Below are 20,316 nucleotides of genomic sequence, written 5' to 3' on the forward strand. Positions count from 1 at the left end.
AGCATCAATGATACCGAAATCTCATTTTTATAAAAAGAAACGAAAAAAGATACTCCTGCAGTTCAAGCAGACAGGGACTTCCCGTTATGCCCGCGGTAAGCGTCTCTTTTTCCTGTTCCTTTTCTTCAGACAAAAGCGGAGGAAACCGTGTGAGACTAACATCTACACCCGTCCAAGCTTTTTCCACAGTCTGATTTGTCCGTTCTTTTATGGAAAAAGGATTTTAGGAAACGGCGAGACTCCTGTGGGAAACGCGAATAAGGTGTGACCCCGGAGGGCGTATAGCCCGAGGAGGCACACCATTCGCCCACGGAAAGGGAGTCGTTTCCTAAAATCCTTTCTTCTTCCTAACGCAAGGAATGTTTACACTCTTAAGGTAAAAAAATCCCTATAAAGAATACTTGGTTAAGCCGCTTCAGCTGTTACTTTTACCTCTTCAATATTTTCAAAGCATTTCAAAGCCATCCACATATTTAAATGGGCGAAAATTGTAAACCCAAAAATCGGGATAAATCCTGGAAACGAAATGAAAAAGTAATAGGTGGAAAGACTCGTAATTACCATGAGTATTAGGTTACTAGGCTTCAGAAATCCAATGAACAGTGCTTGTTTAATCGTTTGAAATACGTTCAGATCATAATGAACAAATACAGGAAAAATGTACATTAATACAATAAGGAAGGTTAAACAGCAAACTAAAGCCACGGTCGACATAAAATCATAAAAACCACCTTCGAACTGACGGAAGAAATGTAAGTCATAAAAGCAAACAACTCCAATAACCGTTAACGTAAGGGCTAAGCCATTCGCTCGGAAAAATTCTTTTCGAAACGTCTGAAAAAAGGTTTTAGCTAATCGATAGTCACTTTCCCCTCTGGCTGCTTTGCGTGAAATCGAAAATAAGGCTGCCGTGCTAGGCGCAATTCCGAAGATGATTCCACCTAGTAAAGTACATCCGATCCACAATAAATTTAGTAAAGCAAAGTGAGTTACCCAATTACATAACGCTAAGACTCCTGTTAATAAACGTCCTGCCTGCATCGAAAAAAACCTCCTTGGAAAGGCTGATCCTCAACCCTTACTTTTGTTATGAACTGCTAAACGTCGGCTGATTTAATAAATCTTCAATAGTAATCGGCTGCTTTTCCTTCACGGATCTCCAGACAGCTTCTCCTGTGGTCACTGCATAAGCCCCATCTTCACTTCCGGAAAGTACTCGATATGGGCGGGCAGGGTCTTCCCCCATAAAAATATCCTCTTGAATAATTGGATCGCCCCCTCCATGGCCGCCTTCTTGTTTAACGACGTGTATCGTTTCCTTTGAACCAAACAGTGGAAAGAAATCAATCGTTTGCTCCGGCACGGGAAACGGAACCCTGGAAGGCGCATGAAATTCTGTCGTTTCAATACGTCCTTTCGATCCGTTAATCGCGAGTCTGTATCCCTCGTAAGGTAAGGAAAAATTAATAGAGTAGCTTAAAAGGGCTCCCTGGTTATAGCGAATGGTCGCTGTGTACGTATCTTCAATCTCGATTTCAGAATCAAATACGCACTGATCAGGACGATAGTTTGTATAGCCATCTTTTCTCGCTTCATCTGAATCGATATGATCGTCCTGAACGATGGCGCTGTTACTCCGTGAATTCCATCTTGTATAGTAAGAGCAGTCATGTTTGACGTGACACGTTTTACAATGACGGCCGTCTTCTTTTAAAGGGTTATGTTCGCTTTCCGGCCCGTAATAATTCAAGGCTCCAAAAGCAAAAACTTCTACCGGCTTCTGATCCAGCCACCAATTGATTAAGTCAAAATGGTGAGATGATTTATGGATGGATAGTCCGCCTGAGAACTCTCTCATCCGGTTCCACCTTTGAAAGTAGCTGGAGCCGTGATACGTATCGATATACCAATTTAAATCAACGGAAGTGACCCGTCCGATTTTCCCTGATAAAATTAACTCTTTGATCTTCATGTGATAAGGGCTGTAGCGATAGTTAAAGGTGACCGTTACTTTTCCTTTACTCTTTCTTTCAGCTTCCATCACACGTCTGCTGTCATGCGCCGTCGTTGTCATTGGTTTTTCCGTAATGACATCAAGATCACTTTCGAGCGCTTTCAAAATATAGTCGACATGCGTATCATCGCGGCTGGCCACGATGATCGTATCAGGATTCGTTTCCTTAACCATCTTTTCGAACTCATTTTCATTAAATTCCGGCACGTGCTCGATCTTGGGAAATGCTGATTTACACACAGCGAATCGTTTCGGATCATAATCGAGCAGTCCTACCAGTTCACTCGTCGCACCGAACGTTTCGATCATCGGTCGGATAAACATATCATTCGCACGTTTACTTACACCACATACTGCAAATTTCCTCATGGCTACATCTCCATTTTTAATTAATTATTACGTCATCAGAGTTTAGGCAAGAGGTGCTGCATTTCAATACTCGCTAAAACAAAGGAACCTACTCCATGAAGGTCGTTCGCGGTTTTTGGCCGATTAATATAATGCTCGTAATCCCCTACTCCTGTGCCAATGCAGATTTCCGGCATAATAAAATGGCCTTCTTCGTTAAACTGCATGCGTTCTAACAAGCCTCTGTATCCCTTAACGGCCTGCTCTTTGTAGCTTTCATCTACATATCCGCCTCGAATCGCTCTTGCTATCGTATAGACAAAAAGGGCTGAACAAGACGTTTCGATCCAGTTATCACTTCGTTCCGGCTTATCGACTACTTGGTACCAAAGTCCATTCGACTCATCTTGATACTTCACTAGGCTTTCCACTAAGGTTTTTAGCGCTGCGGCAATCTCCTCTTGGGAGCTATGGTTTTCTGGTAAAAAGTCTAAGATCTCATTATACGTAATGCCATACCATCCGATGGCTCGGCCCCAAAATTCTGGAGATCTTCCTGTTTCCGAGTCCGCCCACTCCTGCACTTTGCTTTCATCCCATGCATGGTGGTACAATCCTGTTTCTTCATCCAGTGTATGCTTTCTCATTAAACGATCCTGTTCGAGTACCATTTCCAATAACTCCGGTTCATTGTAAGCTTTCGCATAGTTCATAGAGAACACTCCGCCCATATATAAACCATCGAGCCACATTTGGTACGGGTAGTGATCCTTATGCCAAAAGCCCCCGTCTGACGTGGTATTTAACGTAGGGAACATATTTCTAAGCTTTCTCGCAGCTTTTCTATACCTTGTATCCTCATATTTTTCATCAAGTTCAAACAAAAGAAGACCCGCTTGAATCGCATCTAACTCTTTACGATTCCATAAAAAGTTGCCATGTTCGTCTATGTTATGGTCCACATAGGCTTTAATATAATTTAAATAATCATCGCAGCCTACGATTTCTCTAAGCTGACGCATGCTTTCTAAGAATACTCCCTGGTGGTAGTGCCACCGTCCATCAGGCGGCAGCTCTGAAGGTTCATATGTGGCCATTAAGGAGTCACACGCCGCTTTTCCCCAATCTAGTGGTGTTTTCAATTTTTCATTCACAGCTGTTCTTTGATCTGATACCATACACGTTCTCTCCTTTTAAAAGTAAAGTTATCTTTTTTAAGCTTTCATTCCTGTCGAACTTATACCATCCACAATGTAACGCTGGAAGACAAAGAAAATGATAAAGATCGGCAGAATGCTTAACGTAGACATCGCAAACATGGCGCCCCAGTTCGTAACAGAGTTAGGATCTGAGAATAGTTTCAAAGCCAGCGATACAGGGTACTTCTCAGGAGTAGATAGATAGATTAGAGGTCCCATAAAATCATCCCATCTCCAGTAGAAGGAGAAAATCGCTGATGTCATCATCGCTGGTATGATAAGAGGAACAATAATCCTGAAAAAGATATCAAAGGTGTTACATCCATCAATCTTCGCCGCTTCATCCAACTCCATAGGAATCGTTCGAATAAACTGCATAATCAGGAAAATGAAAAACGGGATGCCAAAGAATGTTGGTAAAATTAATGGCAGATACGTATCGATCCACCCAAACTTATTGAACATAATGTATTGAGGAATCATAACCATTTCAAATGGAAGCATCATCGTGAGCATCATACAGATGAACCAAATCTTTTTACCGGCAAACTTAATTCTTGCAAAACCGTACGCAATGAGAGTCGAAGAAGCAATACTTCCTACCGTAGCGATGACGGTAATGACTGTCGAGTTCCAAAAGAAAGTGCTGAATGTAATGCCTGCAAAGCCATTCCAGCCTTCGATGTAGTTTTCGATGTGAAAGCCTTTAGGAATAAGTGAGTGAGAATCGACGAATACACTTGAGCTTTCTTTTAAAGAACTGCTCACCATCCAAATGAGCGGATAAATCATGATCAGGGCAAATGTCCCCATCAACACGTGCTGTATAATTTTTTTTGTCGCTTTGTTTCTTTTCATTCTGCCTTCTCCTTTCTTTACTTATTATCCGCCTCGTAGTGAACCCAGTGTTCAGAGCTCTTGAAGATAATCGCTGTGAATATGGCAATAATGACAAGCATGACCCATGCCATTGCTGAAGCATACCCCATATCGAAATATTCAAAGGCACGTCTATACATATAAAGAACATATAGAAGGGTGCTGTCTACAGGTCCGCCATTCGTCACAACAAAACTTGGAGTAAAGGCCATAAAACCTTGAATGACCTGCATAATGGTGTTGAACAAAATAACCGGTGTCAAAAGTGGGATGGTAATGATGAAAAACTGACGTAAAGGACCCGCCCCATCCACACTTGAAGCTTCATAAAACGTTTTTGGAATGTTCCGCAGCCCTGCAAGGAAAATCAGCATGGAGGACCCAAATTGCCAGCCGTATAGAACAATTAATGTCCAAATCGCAGTATCAGGATCTCCTAACCACGAATGGGTAGGTATTCCTAAAGTAGCAAGTAATGAGTTAAATGCCCCATCATCACCAAATAGTTGGCGCCACATGATCGATACGGCAATACTTCCGCCTACAACTGAAGGCAAATAGAGAAGCGTACGGTACAACCCAACCATTTCAACTACTTTATTTAGTGCCAATGCCACCAATAAAGCAAAAACCAGTCGGACAGGAACGGCAATTCCTGCGTAGAAGAAGGTTACCTTCATCGCCTGCCAGAACGTTGGATCGTTTGTAAACATTCGTTCGTAGTTTTCAAGTCCGATCCAGTTTGGCGTACCCATTAAATCAAAATCAGTAAATGACAAGTAGAGAGAGTAAAGGATAGGAAAAAGAGTCAAAGATAAGAATCCAATTAGAAAGGGCGATATAAATAAATAACCGGTCACGTTTTTATTATCTGATTTAATCTTTCTATTTGGAGGAACTACTTTCATTTGCTTCTTATCTTTAGGTTTTTTCTCTGGATGCTGCGGCTCCAACTTTTCATGTGCTTTTTCTTCAGGTATCATCGCACTCACCTCTTTCGCAATTCGTTTATGATAAGAAAATGGCCCTGAGCTCTAAGCATCAGGGCCACCTCCCCTCAAAATATTATCGAGCAATGATTGACTCTACCGTCGACCTAAACTGTTCTGCTCCTTCTTCAGCAGAAAGTTCTCCATACATCACGCGTTCATCAATTTTAGATAGTTCTCCTAGGATCTCTGAAGATTCAGGTGGGAAATTAGAATCAATTGGAGAGCTATTTTCAGTTACCATTTCAATGTACTCAAATACTTTTTGGTCTGTTTCACTTAAATCTGCAGATAACTCTTCGCGAATTTCTTCTTTAATCGGAACACCACGGTCCGAGCCGCCGATTTCATATACTTCGATATTGTTCACAAAGAAGTCGATGAATTTAGCTGCTTCTTCTTTATGCTCAGAGTTTTCACTTACAGACCATAGCATAGCCGGCTTCAAGTACATCCCTTGATCATTATTCGAACCAGGAAGAAGTGTCATTTCGATTGGTTTTCCATCCGCTGCACTGTCAAGAGCAGTAGCCTGGTTAGACCATCTGAAATCAAAAGCTGCTTCACCGCGAGCAATCAGCTCATCCTCCACCCCTTTAATTTGCTGAATGGTTTCATAACCTGGAACAGCACCTTTTTCTTTCAACTCTAAGTTTCTTTCAAAATAATCCACTAATAATTGATCATCTTCATACCCTAAGTCAGTACCATCTTCATTAAACAGCTTTTCGCCTTTTTCTCTTAGATAGTATTCAAACAAGTTCTGAGGTTCCATTAGTCTTGCTCCATACTCACCAGTAGCATCACTAATTTGAGCTGCGTACTCTTCATAATCTTCCCAGCTCCACTCACCATCAGAAATGTCTACCCCTGCTTCATCAAGCATGTCCTGATTATAAAAAGCAGTTAAAGCGTTCGTACCAGTTGGAATACCTAACAACTTATCATTTTTCTTTCCTGATTCCATGATGGTATCGTCTACACCTTCAACATCGATCGTTCCATCTTCTACAAATTCTGTAAGGTCAGCCAGTAACTCTTTATCAGCGTATTGATTTAAGTATTCACCGAAGTTTTGCTGCATGATGTCTGGCAGGTTATTCCCTGAAGCAGAGGCTGCCATTTTTTCAAAGTATCCATCGAAACCGGTAAATTCGGATTCAATTTTAATGTCTGGGTTTTCTTCTTCAAATTTCTTAATGATTTCCTGGGTTTGGTCGTGTCGGCTTTGAGAGCCCCACCATGTCATTCTTAGTGTGGTTACATCGCCGTCTTCACCACCGTCGTCCTCTCCTGATGCATCATCTGATCCTGAACAAGCCGCAAGAACACTAATCAACATAATTGCCATTAAACTAAAAGCTAACAGTTTTTTCTTCACTTCTTAAAGACCTCCCTAGCATTTTTTGAAAGCGCTTTCTGTTTCATGAATCCATCATAAAGTTTATCGATTTTTTAATAAATAAAATTTTCAGATATAGATGTATAAAAAACAGACATATGTAGAATATTGATCGAAAATAGCAGGTTACTATCAGAAAAAAGCTTATAGAGACGGTCTCTATAAGCTACTCCTTCTTCTTATTATTGATGTAGTTGGTCGGTGTTACTCCTGTATATTTCTTGAAAACTTGTCCAAAATAACGCGGGTTGTTTCCAAAACCTACAGCTTCCGCTACTTCAAAAATCTTGACCTCGTCCGATTCCTCTATGAGTTCAATCGCCTTTTCAATCCGTCGATTAATAAGAAAGTTAGAAAATCGTTCTCCTTTTTCCTTCTTAAATAATTTTCCTAAATAATCCGAATTCATATAGAGGACATCGGACGCAATGTGAGATAAAGAAAGTTCTTGATCCCCAAGATTTTTCTCGACGAACTCGACGACACGGTTAATGATGTTACTTTGAGTTTGCTTCGTCCGCTCGTAATGGTGCTGAGAAATTTCAGTAGCTACCTTCTCTAAAAACTGCCTCATTTCGTGGAAGTTATCATATTCCTGGAAGACAATGATTTGCTTAAAATATTGATCCATATCTTCTTTGCTGGATTGTCGAATAACGGACATGAACAGCTCTAAACAATGAGATTGTACGAGACTCACTTCATACTTTTCCTGCCAAACTTCTTCAAAAAAATCATTTAAATAGTGGAGAACCATTTCTGTATTGCCGCTCCGAATCGCATAAATTAAGTCCTCATGATCATATTGCAATTCTTCTATACTTGTTTGATCTTTTTTCAAATCCTTCATCGTAATAATACTTCCACCAGTCACATAAAAACGCTGCGTCAAACAATTCAAGGTTTCATTATATAAGTGGCGCAGCTGACTAATGCTTCCTAAATCGCTAACAGCCACCGTATAATCCATTGGATAAAAGCTTGTAAACGACGTTTTTGCTTCTTTTAACTTTTCTATTACTTCTTCTAGAGAGGTGAACTCGGTGAGTATGACAATTTTATCTCCTATCGTCGTTTCTAATGGAATCGAATGCTCCCCTATTTTCTCAACCATCACCTTTTTAAGAGCTAATAAGTGCTCGTATTCATACGGATCATCCATTTTAATAACGAGAAGCCGGAACTCCTGTGAATTCGTATCAATCTCAAATAATTGACTGTAGTGCTCCCAATCCTGCACCCCATATTTCTTATTCGTAATGTAGTCTTTTAAAAATTGCTCTTTCGCTTTTGGCATCACTTGTTTCAGATGGTCTTTCATATTTTGCAAAAACTCGGCCTTATCCTGTTCTTCGTCTAAATCCCCTACAACTTCCCGTAACGCCTTTTCTATTTTCTGCTCATTGCTTGGTTTAAGAAGGTAATGCTTTACATTACACTCCATCGCGGTCTTCGCAAATTCAAATTCATCGTGACCTGAAAGAACGATAAACCGAATATCAAGATAGAGCTTGTGCACTTTTTGGATCAATTGGACGCCATTTAGGCCCGGCATTTTAATATCTGTGATTACAATATCCGGCTGATGCTCAACAATCATTTCAAAAGCCATTTGACCGTGATTAGCTTTAGCAGCTAACTCGGTTCCGCACTCCTCCCAATTAACAATAGCCGCGATCCCCTCTAATATATTGATCTCGTCATCGACTAACAGTACTTTATACACAGTGCCTCACTCCGTCATAAAAGGTAATAAAATTCTGACCTTCGTGCCTTCCCCAATTGTGCTGTCGATTGTAATTCCATAAGCATCGCCAAACATCATTTTTATCCGCTCATTAATATTACTTAACCCGATGCCTGAGCTTTTCGAATGAATTTTTCCACGGTAAATGCCTTCGAGCTTATCTTCTTCAATTCCCGGCCCATTATCGGTTACGGTGATCTCTAGATCCTCTCCTACTTCTGTGATGTCCACGGAGATACGACATTCATCGATCATTTCTTCGAGGCCATGCTGAATCGCATTTTCTACAATAGGCTGAATCGAGAGCTTAGGGATCTTACTCTCGTGATAGTCCATTGGGATATCAAGTGAAAAAACCAAACGCTGGTCATAACGATATTTTTGAATCGTAATATAATTGCGTACGATCTCCAGCTCTTCTTTAATGGTGATCATCGGAGCTTTCTTACTAATAATATTTCTCATCATATTTCCAAGAGCATCCGCCATTACAGAGATTTTTTCTTGTTTATTAATCTTTGCCAGCCAATTGATCGAGTCTAACGTATTGTATAAGAAGTGCGGATTGATTTGAGCTTGCAATGCTTTATATTCCGTCTCTTTAATCATTAACTGCTTCGTATAATTCTCCTTAATCAATTCATTGATACGATTAAGCATCAAACGAAAATTATCGTGTAATTCTCCAATCTCATCATTGTAATACTCTTCAGGAATGGATTCATCGAAGTCCCCTTCCTGCACTTTTTTCATACGGGCTGATAAAGACTCTAACGGTTTGGAAATATTGTTAGCGGCACGCCTGCTTAACAATATAGTCAAAGTCAGCATAAGTAAGAAACATACAATCATGATAAGCTTTATGGCGTCTGTTTGCTTACTAATGTTGTCATATGGAAGCAAATGATGATAGGTTAACTGGGAAAACTGGGAGTGAGAGTAAGACAATAAATATTCTTTGCCATCAATTTCGGTTGTAGTGTAACCGCTTCCATCTCCTTCATTAGAAAAATCCTCAATTTCCCATTCTCCTTCATTACTTTGGTAGAATATTTCGTTATCACTCGTAATAACAAAATCCTTATTATCAGGGGAGAAATTAAGCGTCTCTTTCACAAACTCATCCATATCGATTGAAATAATTAACGTTCCTAAGTTCTGTAAGCTGAGGTTTTCTTTTTTTCTAATCAGACGAGCAGATGAAATGGCATTTTCACCGTCCACCGGGGTCCATACATTAGCCCCTTCAGTGTCGGCTAAAAGCCTTCTGATTTTTAATGAATCATTTTCAATTTCAGTATCAAATCCCGTCGTGTGCTTTTCACCGTATCGATCGATGACTTGCATAGAAGAAATATACCGTCTGATGGAAGCGTAGGTAAGCAGCCGCTCAAGCAAGCGGCTTTCTGTTTCATAAGCCTCAAACGTATACTTTTCATTATTAATGGTGTCTATATACCTTTGGACCACGCCATCGGTACTGACTTGAAAAGAAAGGTCCTCAATCATATTTAACTCTTTATCAACGACAGAAGAAGACAAACGTAACATATCTGCGGACTCATCATATATTCGTTCCTCATATAAAGATGTAAAGTAATGATACGTGATCAGGCCCAGCAAACCAAAAATCATTAAAAGGAGGAGAGAAACAGAAAATATTTTATCTTTAATTTTGAAGTTGCTATAAAAAGGCTTAACCTTCATTATTTCCCTCCCCCTGTCTTTTTAAATCGAATTATATCATAATTTTCTAAATTTTAAATGTAAATTATTACTATAACGCTTGTCTTTAAGCGGAAGCTCTTACCTTTTTATCCTTTTGCGACCTCATGTTATACACCACACTTAATACAACAACAAGTCCAACTAGTTCACCGAGTGAAGCAGCGATGGAACCGTTTATGCCATTCCACGATGGAAAATAGTTAACTAAAAGAGACACCGACCCAATCACTGTCATTAAATTTACGATTTGAGCGACAGCCATCCGCTTCGTCTTTCGGTGCAGCATGAGGAATCCATTTAAGAAATCGACCCATGGAAAGACTAATGTCTTGATCATAAAAAATTTCAGTACGGCAATTGTTGTCATCGCCAGCTCGTCATCTGCTCCCATCACTACTTCCATAAACCAGAATCCTACTGGCGTATAACATAAAACAACAAGAGTTAATGTAGGAAGCAGACTGATGAGAACGATAAACTTTATAACCTTTTGCCTGTTCTCTTCATAAAGCTGCAGTACAAGCTGATGGGTATACATGAAAAAGCTTAACAGCATCTGGGTAATGCTAAAGGCTAAAGCGAAGGAGGCAATTCCGATTTCAATATTATTTGTTTTAGCTAAAAATATATAAATAACAGGGACGAGGATCGTTTGAATTACAAAATAAAACGCTAAAGGCAAATAAAAGTTTGCGATTTCCGCTTTTCGCAGCTTGGTTACTTGCTTATGATAAGCTTCTTTTAAAATCCGATGGCCCTTCCAAACACTAATGATGCACTCGATGAACATCCCCGTTAAAAATAAAATCGCACCACTTGCACTCGTGACAAAATCAAAATAAACAAATAAGTAGGCGACAAGAAACATGATCATTAAACGAATGACAACCATGATCGTCAACCACTTGGTTTCCAAATGATTAATAATAATTCCTTGATAAATCCCGCGAATTCCTGAAAAAATAATAACAAACAAAATAATCGCAAAGGTATCAGAAATCGTGTGCACCATGTTTTCATCCGCATTAAATAAGTTTATATAAACCCAGTCACCAAACGAACTATAGACCATTAACAAGCAAAAGCCCATAATGATGCCCATTGGAAAGATCATAAATAAAGAAAGCACCTTAAACGACTGAATATCCTTAACAAGAGCAGAACAGGTCTGTCTAAATACAATGATGGGCCTTTCAATAATCCCGAATAAAGCAAAGGCTACGGCATAACAAGCTATAATGAAAGCTGCATTTTCTCCTCGGCTTAATGTTCCATTAATGATGACATGCGTAATGGAGGTTAAACTGGCAGAAAATCCTAAAGGGATAAAAAATGCACTAAGCTGCTTGTAAGTTAAACGACCATCTCTAGCATTCACGTTGATTCCTTCTTTCTGTTTAATCCACCACATTATAAAAAATAGAATAAAGGGTTTTAGGAAACAACTCCCTTTTCCATGGGCGAATGGTGTGCCTCCTCGGACTTTAAAGCCCTCCGTGGTCACACCTTATTCGTATCTCCCATAGGAGTCTCGCCGTTTCCTAAAACCCTTTTGCAATAATAGATCACTAGCTCAAAGGAACTGAACAAATGACAATTCCTGCTTAACGAGCAGACAAGAGAAGCCACACGGAAAGAGGCGCTTTTTCCTGTTCCTTTTCACCAGACAAAAACACGAAAGAAGGACCATGTAAACGCATATTATATCCTTCTATGTTTGTTCAACAGGTTAAGAAGAGGGGCTCGGCTCCCCCCCTCTTCTTTTGATTATTTCACCTCAATCACTGCAGCCGCTTGAAATGGAACTCCAGAGTTTAACTTGCCTGTAAGTACCACTTCCTGCTCTCCTATTTGAAGAATCGAAGCTAACTGATCACGTGAGAATTGGATCTCGTATTCATCAGTTCCATCTTCATCAAAGTCAGCAATCTGCTTTGATATTGGTTCAAGTTCACCATTTACTTGAACCGTTTCTATATCTATATCGGCTAGTTCAAATCCGTCCTGCAGAGTTAAATAAGCCTGAGCTTTCGGTCCTCTATGATCATTATGCTTTTTCCCTTTTTCTCTTTTTTTAATAGTTTCAGGCTCCCATTTGGCATCAGCAGAAACCTGGAACTTAAGGAAACCTCCTTTTATAATGTTTCCATTCTCATCTCTTTCGTAAGGCAGATCAGGTGTCAGACTCACAAAATTATCATCTGTTAATTCCGTTCCTGATTCATTTTGACTTACACTTCCATTAAAGAAGAAGTTCTCATCAGATGCTGCTTCCTCTGGGTATTGATCCGCACCCGAATAATCCGTTTGATAAGAAATAAATTGATCGATTGTAAAATCTTCTTCAATATTGGAATACGTCGTAAAGGAAAGGTTTCGCCCGGCATTATTGTAAGAAACATTGTTTTCAGCAATAACACCTGGGTTACTATTACTAGTAATTCCATCCGCTCCGTTGTTAAATGCTAAGCTATCTCGAAGAATATGAGGAACATGAATCCCTTCTCCTCCAAGCTTAAAGCCGTTCTTATCACCATCACCGACCGTACCATCTGTAAGGGAGCCGTTCTCATAAGCAATACTGTCCTCAATTAAAACAGATCCAATCGCACCAGTCCCTGCTTTTGTATACAAGTCCCAGCCATCATCAATGTTATGGTGGGCAATACAGCCAAGGAATACATTGTTCTCCCCTGACGTTAGTTTGGCTGCAAATCCATCGGCATTGTTATCGGAAGGATCACGGTTATCAAACGACTCACTATTTAAAATTAAGTTGTTCGAAGGCCATTCCTCTTTTGGTGCATCACTGTCAGTACGACTGATTTGCAGTCCTGTATCACCATGTTCATAGAAGCGGCTTTCCTCAACAATGTTATCATTACCACCTACGGTAAATCCTTTTGTGTTACCGGCAGAACGAGCAAAGTCGATTCCTTTAACGTGCCAATAATCACCGCTAAGTACAACACCTTCAGACCTTTTGTCAAAATCGATTACAGGGCGGGCCCCGTCTTCTGCCACTAAATATTTCATGTTGTCTTTTGTTCCATCGTTGTACTTTGCGATTTCCAATTTAGAGTCCCGGACATAGTCGCCTTCACTCAGTACGATTTTCTGACCAGGCAGAACATATTCTACGGCAGTATCGAGATCCACCGGATTTTCCTCTGTCCCGTCTCCGTCACCTGCTGCTGAAGGGGTGACATGGATATCCCCCTCTTCATTGAACGTTTTCATCGAAACGGTAAAGTTTTTGACTTGTTTCCCGTATGAAGTCAAATTCTGCGTATCATCGGGAAGGAAAGTAATGCTGAAATTCGTATCATCATTAGTGGCTAACTCAGCTGGAACACTTGTCAATTCTCCTTGTTCAACTGATTCATTACTTACAATTTCTTCACTACCCTGCTTAACGCTTACGACACCATCTACGTTGGAGTCCAGCAGCAGGTCATATTCTGATTCAGACGTTTTATTCCTGGACTCTATACTAAATTCAGGCACAACAGGCTCTTCAGGTGCTTCAACCTTAGGAGGGTCCGTTTCTTGAGCTGTCACTGAATAATCTATATTGCTCACTTCAATATCAGCAAGCCGAGCTGTATAAAATCCTACATATATTTTGGAATCCTGTACATTTAAAATGTCCGGTTCAAAGAAAATCTCTTCATCCCCATCGTTCAGCTTGCCAGTGTAGCCACTGTTCGTTTTAGATAAAGTTAAACGATAATCCTGTTCCGGGTATGTGTTGCCTGCTTCAGGCTTCTCATCATTCAGCATCGTCTTTTGGATTCCCTGGCTGCCAGCACCATCTGGAGATTCTACTCCATCACGAATGAACAGCTGGGTTCCATTCTTTTCCTGAGTTCCTCCGCTAAAGCCACCGACAGCAGCAATGTTAGACGCAAATACACTTGAGTTATCTTCTTCCCCTATTGCGTCACGCGCCATAATGCCAAACGATTCCTGCCCATCGTGATTTGGACTCTTCGCGTATTCATTCACTTTAATATCAGCCGAAAGTTCAAAGTTGTCTTCTTCCGCATCAATCTCAGTATAATAATAGGTAATTCCATCATGGTCACCGGTAATTTTACCAGCCCCTGGTTCAGCTACAATTCGGACTGTCCCGTCTTCTTCTGTAATGTAATTAGTATCACTACCGGTAGACTGGCCGAATTGAATCGTCTGCCAATCCACTTCCCCTTGATCTCGAACCGTTACATCAAACGTAATGGGTTCAATTGACTCTGCAGCAGGCGTGACGGTAATTGGATACACACCCTCTTCAGAAGAATTAAATTCAGAAGCAGAAAGCTCGTATTCAGACTCGTCTAAAGGTTCTTCATCCCCATTATCATAGACTTTAGAAATTCCGAGCCCCTCCGCATCAAATTCTTCTTCGAGGTCGTATGTCGTCTTAGGATAATCGGTAACTTTTATTCCCTCTGACTCTTTTTCTTTCACATTCACAACAAACGTAGTCTCTTGCCCTTTATAGGACAGGGTAACTTCTTTGTCACCTTTTGTACTTGTATCGAGTTCAGAGACATCAAGCTGATCTTTTGTTAATCGTTCTGTCGTTCCTTCACTATAAACTGCCTCGACCGAAAGACCATCCAGGTCAAGCTCATCACCTATAAAATACTGAGTTTTAGTAGGTACTTGAATGACCTCAAGTGCTGAAACCTGTTCATCCTTGACTTCAATGTCAAATGAAGCGGACACGTCAGAGTCCTGTGTAGATTGAATAGTGACTGATTTAGTCCCTGGTTCCGTTAACTGCGCACCCTCTTCCATTTCTTCACCATCAATGAAAAAAGAGTACTGATCCCTCGTCAACACTTCTTCCTGATAACCGTCTTCATATTCTCCGATCACTTCCAGCCCCTCTGGGTCAAAATGATCGTCTACATAATAATCCGTTTTTGCGGGGTAATAATTGATGTACATATCAGTTAACTGCAGTTCTGTAATGGTTAAGTCAATTTCTTTTTCAATGCCGTTATAACTGATTGTTATGGTATTTGTACCAGGTTCACTACTGTCAAACCCTGTAACAATATAATCTTCCTCCGTTAACGTCTCCGTGCTGCCATCTTCCTGGACTGCCTTAACCTCTAGTCCGTCTAAATCTAAAGGTTCGTCAATTAAGTATTCTGTCTTCATATTCTCTGCATTCACTTCTATATCAGAAACCTCTGCTGACTGCTCGACATTCGTATCACTGAATGTCACTGTTCCATTACGTGCCACGTAAAACCCTAAATAAATGTCGTCTGAGAAGGCTTCATCTAATGACACGGTCTCACTTTGACCATTTGAGGTGATGACAAACGTATCACCTGATTTTTTAATAGACAAGTCATATGTCTCGCCTGGACCGGGAGCTGTATTTTCTGAGAATACATCGAGCTTACTCAATCCCCCCTGACTATAAAATCCCCTCATTGCATCATCTAACGCACCGACGGCGACATAGTTAGCTGCTTGCTTTCCACTGTCCCCATTTTCCCCAACTCCATCTCTAACCATTAACCCGAAAGAGCGTTGGCTGTCAGGGCTGTAGGCATCAGCATAAGCCGTCGTTTTGATCTCAAAATTAGCTTCCGCTGGCAGTTTCGTATAATAATAGGAGAGCCCCTCTTCACTGCTGGCTATTTTTCCACCTGCCGCTTCTACTGTCACAGAACCATCATCATTAAACGTGGGTTCAGGGTTATTACTTTCACTCGTATTTGATCCAAAAGCACCAAACTTCCAATCTTCGGAGTCTTCACCAGGCCCCTCTTGAGCGAAAGCCGAAATATTAAAACTGGTCAAAATCATGACGAATATCATAGCGATCGCCCAATGTCTCATCCATCTCTTCATAAAATAAACCTCTCCTTTTTTAATGCCCCCCACTAAAAAACCCTTTATCTATTTTGTTAATGTTTGGGTAACTGAAGCCTTCACTCTGGCCTGTTCTCGAACCTTTTCTATATAACTTTTCGCCTCAAGCATTTGGTAATCTTTAGCGGCTTCCATAATAATCTTCACCTGCGGTTTATATTGTTCTAACAGTTCCATATACAACTCATAATTTAAATCACCTTTGCCTGGAACAACGGTTTCGATTCTGCCATTTTCTCCAAGGATTCGATCCTTTGCATGACAGGCAATAATTCGTGATCCCAACAGATCAAAAGCTTCTCTAATCACTTCATCTTGATTGAAAAAATTAGTCGCATGCATGAGATTACCTGGGTCCAACACGACGCCAATGTTCGATGACGGCACTTCCTCAAGCATGTACTTTAAAGACTTAGCATTTCCAATTAAATGGTCATTTGCGGGTTCTATACCGATATACACCCCCCACTTTTCCGCTTCTTCCACCAGTTCCTCAAGCGTCGTCTTTAAAATTAACCATTCATCCCCTGTCCATTCTTCAGACTGCAGTTTCCCAACCTCACAAGCGACCATAGGTGCACCGAAAAACTTCGCATGACGAATCAGCTCTTTAAACCGGTCAATATTCTCCCGGCGTACAGTAACATTTTCATGAAAAAAGTGAAGATAGCAGGCCAAAACGGAAATCGACACATTATGCTTATTAAATTCCTCCCCAATGTCTTCTGCGAGTCCAGGACTTAGTAACCCTGGGTTGCTAAAATCATAATCATTAAACGCTTTCCATAGGGCAAGCTGTATATGGTCAAATCCCTTCTCTCCCACTTTGTAAGCGGTCTGCTTATAAGACATCTTTCCAAATAAATGGGCCAGTACCCCTACACTCATTTCAAAAACCTCCATTCTTTCTTAATGGTTAATAAGCCTTCTCTTCATCTCTGAAGCAAGGCTTATATTATTCTTATCGAGTAATCACTTGATGATCGTTCATGAGATGATTGACCTCGTCCAGCGTCGGAGCGCCTTCCCAATCCCCGTGAAACTGAGTAGCCAATGCTCCGGTAACATTTGCACGCTTTAATGCTTTTGGCAGAGCTTCAGCTAGAGTATTCTCGCTTAAATAATGATCTTCATCTAACAGAGCCGACAGAAAACCAGCTGCATACGCATCTCCTGCCCCCACCGTATCCACGACCTGACTCACTTTATAAGCCTCTTCCTCAAAGACTCCATTTTTCATAAACCCAACTGAGCCCTGTTCACCTAGTTTCATAGCTACCACAGCTGGCCCCATCTTCAGAAAAGCTGCTCCATAAGAGGTCACAGACTGCTCACCTAATAAGAATTCAGCCTCTTCCAATCCAGGCAAAAAGATATCACATAGAGGAATTAATTCGAGCAGCACTTCTCTAGCCGTTTGGTCATCCCACAGTTTTCTTCGCAAATTGGGGTCAAAGGAAATCGTTAATCCTTGCTCCCGGGCTTGCTGCATGGCTACTTTCATAAACTCCACCGTATTCTCCCCTAAAGCAGGAGTAATTCCCGTCACGTGAAGATGTCTGGCCTGTTCAAACCACTCCGGCTGAATATGCTCTTTAGAAAATTGACTCGCAGCCGAATGTCTTCGATAATAATACACACTTGGATCTCCCGGAGTTTTCGCTTCTTTAAAGTAAAGAGCTGTTGCTTCATTCGGGTCTTTTTCCGTATGAGAAACATCGATTTCTTCTCCAGCAAGTGTGGATAGAATCAGTTCACCGAACGGATCATTCCCAACCCGGCTGATCCACCTCACACGTTTTCCTAAACGTGATAACCCAAACGCAAGGTTAGATTCTGCCCCTCCTACAGATTTAGATATAAGAGGGGCATACTTAATTCCGCCCCCATTATAAGGTTGAAAGAGAACCATGCTTTCACCAATTGTAACGACATCAGCATAGTTACCCATGGACAACAACCTCCTCTACCTTAGCTGCATATGCTCTTGCTAATTCTGTAATCTCGTTGTACTTCCCTTGAGCAATCAATTGATTGTTTACGAGGTTGCCTCCTAAGCCAACAGCTGTAACTCCGTAGGTAATGACATCTTGAATATTATCTAAATTCACTCCGCCAGTGGCAATCATTTTAATATGGTTGAGCGGTCCGCGAACGTCCTTAATATATTTCACGCCAAGTGCCCCAACAGGAAAAACTTTAACCGCAGGAGCTCCTAAATTGGTGGCACGCATCATTTCCGTCGGTGTCATCGTGCCAGGCCATACGGGTACACCTTGGGAGAGACAATAAGTGACGACTTCTTCGTCAAAATGAGGCGATACGACGTATTCCGCCCCCGCTTCAATCGAAGCTTTAGCATCCTCCACATTCAATACAGTGCCTGCCCCAACACGTAACTTTCCTTGAAACGCTTCCTTGAGTTCGGAAATCATTTCGAGGGCACCTCCTGTATTCAAGGTAATTTCTAGAAATCGTACGCCGCCATCGTATAAGGCTTGAGCAACGTCATGCCCCGTGCCTGATGGGATGCCTCTAATAATGGCAATAATTTTTTTATTGTTTAAAAGCTGGTCCATCGTCTGATCCATGCTATAGTTCCTCCTTTGTTAGAGCGTGACTCCCGATTTAAATATGGCAATCTCACGGAAATCATTTTTCTCGTTGTTCACAAGCTCTCCATTGGCGACACTGACAATGTAGTTGATGAAATCTTGCAAAACTTCATCTGGTGCTTGCCCTTCAAGCAAGCTGCCTGCATTAAAGTCGATCCAGTGCTTTTTATTTTCATAGATTTGAGTATTCGTAGAAATTTTCACCGTCGGGACAAACGAGCCAAATGGCGTTCCTCTGCCTGTCGTGAAAAGAACAACTTGGCACCCTGCCGCCGCAAGTGCGGTTGAAGCGACTAAATCATTTCCAGGAGAACTGAGCAAGTTCAGGCCCTTCGTATCAAGTCTTTCCCCATATTTAAGCACATCGGTTACCACGGACGTTCCGGCTTTTTGCGTACAGCCGAGCGACTTATCCTCCAGCGTTGTAATGCCGCCGTCCTTGTTCCCTGGAGACGGATTCTCATAAATCGGCTGGTCATGTTTAATGAAATATTGTTTAAAGTCGTTAATGAGGTCTACCGTTTTATGGAAGACGTCCTCGTTTATGGCTCGCTCCATGAGCAGCTTCTCAGCTCCAAACATTTCTGGGACTTCTGTTAAAACGGTCGTTCCGTTTTGAGCAACGAGATAATCGGATAACCGTCCGAGAAGTGGATTAGCCGTAATTCCTGAAAACCCATCTGATCCACCGCACTTTAGTCCTACTTTTAGTTCTGACAGCGGCACTTCTTCACGACGATCATCTTTAGCCGATTGATAGATTTCATGAAGCAGTTTGACACCTTCCTCCATCTCATTCATCACATCTTGAGAAGTAAGAAACTTAATCCTGCTTTGATCGTAATCACCTAAGGACTGTTCAAATTCGTTCACGCTATTATTCTCACAGCCGAGTCCTAAAACGAGAACTCCGCCTGCGTTCGGGTGCTTCACAGCATTACCTAAAATCGTCCGCGTATTGACATGATCATCGCCTAACTGCGAACATCCGTAGTTATGCTTTAAAACTTGGATGTTATCAAAAGGGGCTATATCTCCGACTTCAGATTGGAAGATCTTAATAATTTGTTCAGCAATCCCATTCACACAGCCTACTGTTGGAACGATCCACAGCTCATTGCGAATGCCAACCCTTCCATCCTGGCGGTTGAAGCCTTGAAAAGTTAAATTTTCATTTTTAAAAGGGTTCTCAGAAAAATTTGGTTCATACTGATATTCCTGCACGCCCTCCAGGTTCGTCTTCGTATTTTCTGTATGCACCCAGTCCCCAGGCTGTACTTCCTTTTTCAAATGTCCAATGGGAAAGCCATATTTTAAAACATCCGTGCCCTCATCCATAGGTTTAAGTGCAATTTTGTGACCTCTTGGAATATTCGAACTCAATTCAATTTCCACGTCATCCACATTGATTCTCGTCCCTTGTGGCAAATCTTTGAGTGCCACCGCGACATTGTCGTGTTCATTAATCTTTAGAAAATCTTCCACGGTTTATCCTCC

General features: G+C 41.2%; 14 protein-coding genes. All 14 read right to left on the minus strand.

Annotated features, from left to right (window positions below; translation table 11 throughout):
- Positions 1-405: 405 nt before the first annotated feature.
- Positions 406-1,041, minus strand: a complete 636-nt coding sequence (locus tag IEV27_RS11930) for a YesL family protein (RefSeq protein ID WP_188377728.1) — start codon at positions 1,039-1,041, stop codon at positions 406-408.
- A 46-nt stretch (positions 1,042-1,087) separates the two neighbouring features.
- A complete protein-coding gene (locus IEV27_RS11935; protein ID WP_188377729.1) occupies positions 1,088-2,383 on the minus strand; it encodes a Gfo/Idh/MocA family protein in 1,296 nt (431 codons plus the stop codon).
- 35 nt (positions 2,384-2,418) lie between these two features.
- Positions 2,419-3,540, minus strand: coding sequence for a glycoside hydrolase family 88/105 protein (locus IEV27_RS11940; protein ID WP_188377730.1), 1,122 nt, complete (start codon positions 3,538-3,540; stop codon positions 2,419-2,421).
- A 36-nt stretch (positions 3,541-3,576) separates the two neighbouring features.
- Positions 3,577-4,419: a carbohydrate ABC transporter permease gene (locus IEV27_RS11945; RefSeq protein WP_188377731.1), complete on the minus strand. Its 843-nt coding sequence runs from the start codon at positions 4,417-4,419 to the stop codon at positions 3,577-3,579.
- Positions 4,420-4,436: 17 nt separating this feature from the next.
- Positions 4,437-5,348 carry a carbohydrate ABC transporter permease gene (locus tag IEV27_RS11950; protein WP_188378246.1) on the minus strand — a complete coding sequence of 304 codons (912 nt, stop codon included), beginning with the start codon at positions 5,346-5,348 and terminating at the stop codon, positions 4,437-4,439.
- Between the two features lie 157 nt (positions 5,349-5,505).
- A complete protein-coding gene (locus tag IEV27_RS11955; RefSeq protein WP_188377732.1) occupies positions 5,506-6,810 on the minus strand; it encodes an ABC transporter substrate-binding protein in 1,305 nt (434 codons plus the stop codon).
- A 187-nt stretch (positions 6,811-6,997) separates the two neighbouring features.
- Positions 6,998-8,557, minus strand: coding sequence for a response regulator transcription factor (locus IEV27_RS11960; RefSeq protein WP_188377733.1), 1,560 nt, complete (start codon positions 8,555-8,557; stop codon positions 6,998-7,000).
- A 6-nt stretch (positions 8,558-8,563) separates the two neighbouring features.
- Entirely contained in the window at positions 8,564-10,285 is a 1,722-nt protein-coding gene (locus IEV27_RS11965; RefSeq protein WP_188377734.1) for a cache domain-containing sensor histidine kinase, read from the minus strand.
- Between the two features lie 85 nt (positions 10,286-10,370).
- On the minus strand, positions 10,371-11,684 hold the full coding sequence (locus tag IEV27_RS11970; RefSeq protein WP_188377735.1) for an MATE family efflux transporter: 1,314 nt from the start codon (positions 11,682-11,684) through the stop codon (positions 10,371-10,373).
- A 389-nt stretch (positions 11,685-12,073) separates the two neighbouring features.
- Positions 12,074-16,183 (minus strand): right-handed parallel beta-helix repeat-containing protein, encoded by a 4,110-nt coding sequence (locus IEV27_RS11975; protein WP_188377736.1) that lies wholly within the window; start codon positions 16,181-16,183, stop codon positions 12,074-12,076.
- A 48-nt stretch (positions 16,184-16,231) separates the two neighbouring features.
- Positions 16,232-17,092 (minus strand): sugar phosphate isomerase/epimerase family protein, encoded by an 861-nt coding sequence (locus tag IEV27_RS11980; protein ID WP_188377737.1) that lies wholly within the window; start codon positions 17,090-17,092, stop codon positions 16,232-16,234.
- Between the two features lie 73 nt (positions 17,093-17,165).
- On the minus strand, positions 17,166-18,155 hold the full coding sequence (locus IEV27_RS11985) for a sugar kinase (RefSeq protein WP_188377738.1): 990 nt from the start codon (positions 18,153-18,155) through the stop codon (positions 17,166-17,168).
- Complete coding sequence (locus tag IEV27_RS11990) at positions 18,148-18,795, minus strand: bifunctional 4-hydroxy-2-oxoglutarate aldolase/2-dehydro-3-deoxy-phosphogluconate aldolase (RefSeq protein WP_188377739.1); 648 nt, start codon at positions 18,793-18,795, stop codon at positions 18,148-18,150. Before IEV27_RS11990 ends, IEV27_RS11985 begins: the two co-directional genes overlap by 8 nt.
- Before the next feature lie 18 nt (positions 18,796-18,813).
- Positions 18,814-20,304, minus strand: coding sequence for a UxaA family hydrolase (locus tag IEV27_RS11995; protein WP_188377740.1), 1,491 nt, complete (start codon positions 20,302-20,304; stop codon positions 18,814-18,816).
- Between the last annotated feature and the right edge of the window lie 12 nt (positions 20,305-20,316).

Source organism: Halobacillus andaensis (assembly GCF_014636475.1).
Taxonomy (GTDB): Bacteria; Bacillota; Bacilli; order Bacillales; family Halobacillaceae; genus Halobacillus_A; species Halobacillus_A andaensis.

Bases quoted from the DNA above. Each gene is read 5' to 3' on its own strand.
- IEV27_RS11945 (WP_188377731.1), bottom strand. From the start codon at position 4,419: ATGAAAAGAAACAAAGCGACAAAAAAAATTATACAGCACGTGTTGATG.
- IEV27_RS11950 (WP_188378246.1), bottom strand. From the start codon at position 5,348: ATGAAAGTAGTTCCTCCAAATAGAAAGATTAAATCAGATAATAAAAAC.
- IEV27_RS11980 (WP_188377737.1), bottom strand. From the start codon at position 17,092: ATGAGTGTAGGGGTACTGGCCCATTTATTTGGAAAGATGTCTTATAAG.
- IEV27_RS11965 (WP_188377734.1), bottom strand. From the start codon at position 10,285: ATGAAGGTTAAGCCTTTTTATAGCAACTTCAAAATTAAAGATAAAATA.
- IEV27_RS11975 (WP_188377736.1), bottom strand. From the start codon at position 16,183: ATGAAGAGATGGATGAGACATTGGGCGATCGCTATGATATTCGTCATG.
- IEV27_RS11990 (WP_188377739.1), bottom strand. From the start codon at position 18,795: ATGGATCAGACGATGGACCAGCTTTTAAACAATAAAAAAATTATTGCC.
- IEV27_RS11940 (WP_188377730.1), bottom strand. From the start codon at position 3,540: ATGGTATCAGATCAAAGAACAGCTGTGAATGAAAAATTGAAAACACCA.
- IEV27_RS11985 (WP_188377738.1), bottom strand. From the start codon at position 18,155: ATGGGTAACTATGCTGATGTCGTTACAATTGGTGAAAGCATGGTTCTC.
- IEV27_RS11935 (WP_188377729.1), bottom strand. From the start codon at position 2,383: ATGAGGAAATTTGCAGTATGTGGTGTAAGTAAACGTGCGAATGATATG.
- IEV27_RS11930 (WP_188377728.1), bottom strand. From the start codon at position 1,041: ATGCAGGCAGGACGTTTATTAACAGGAGTCTTAGCGTTATGTAATTGG.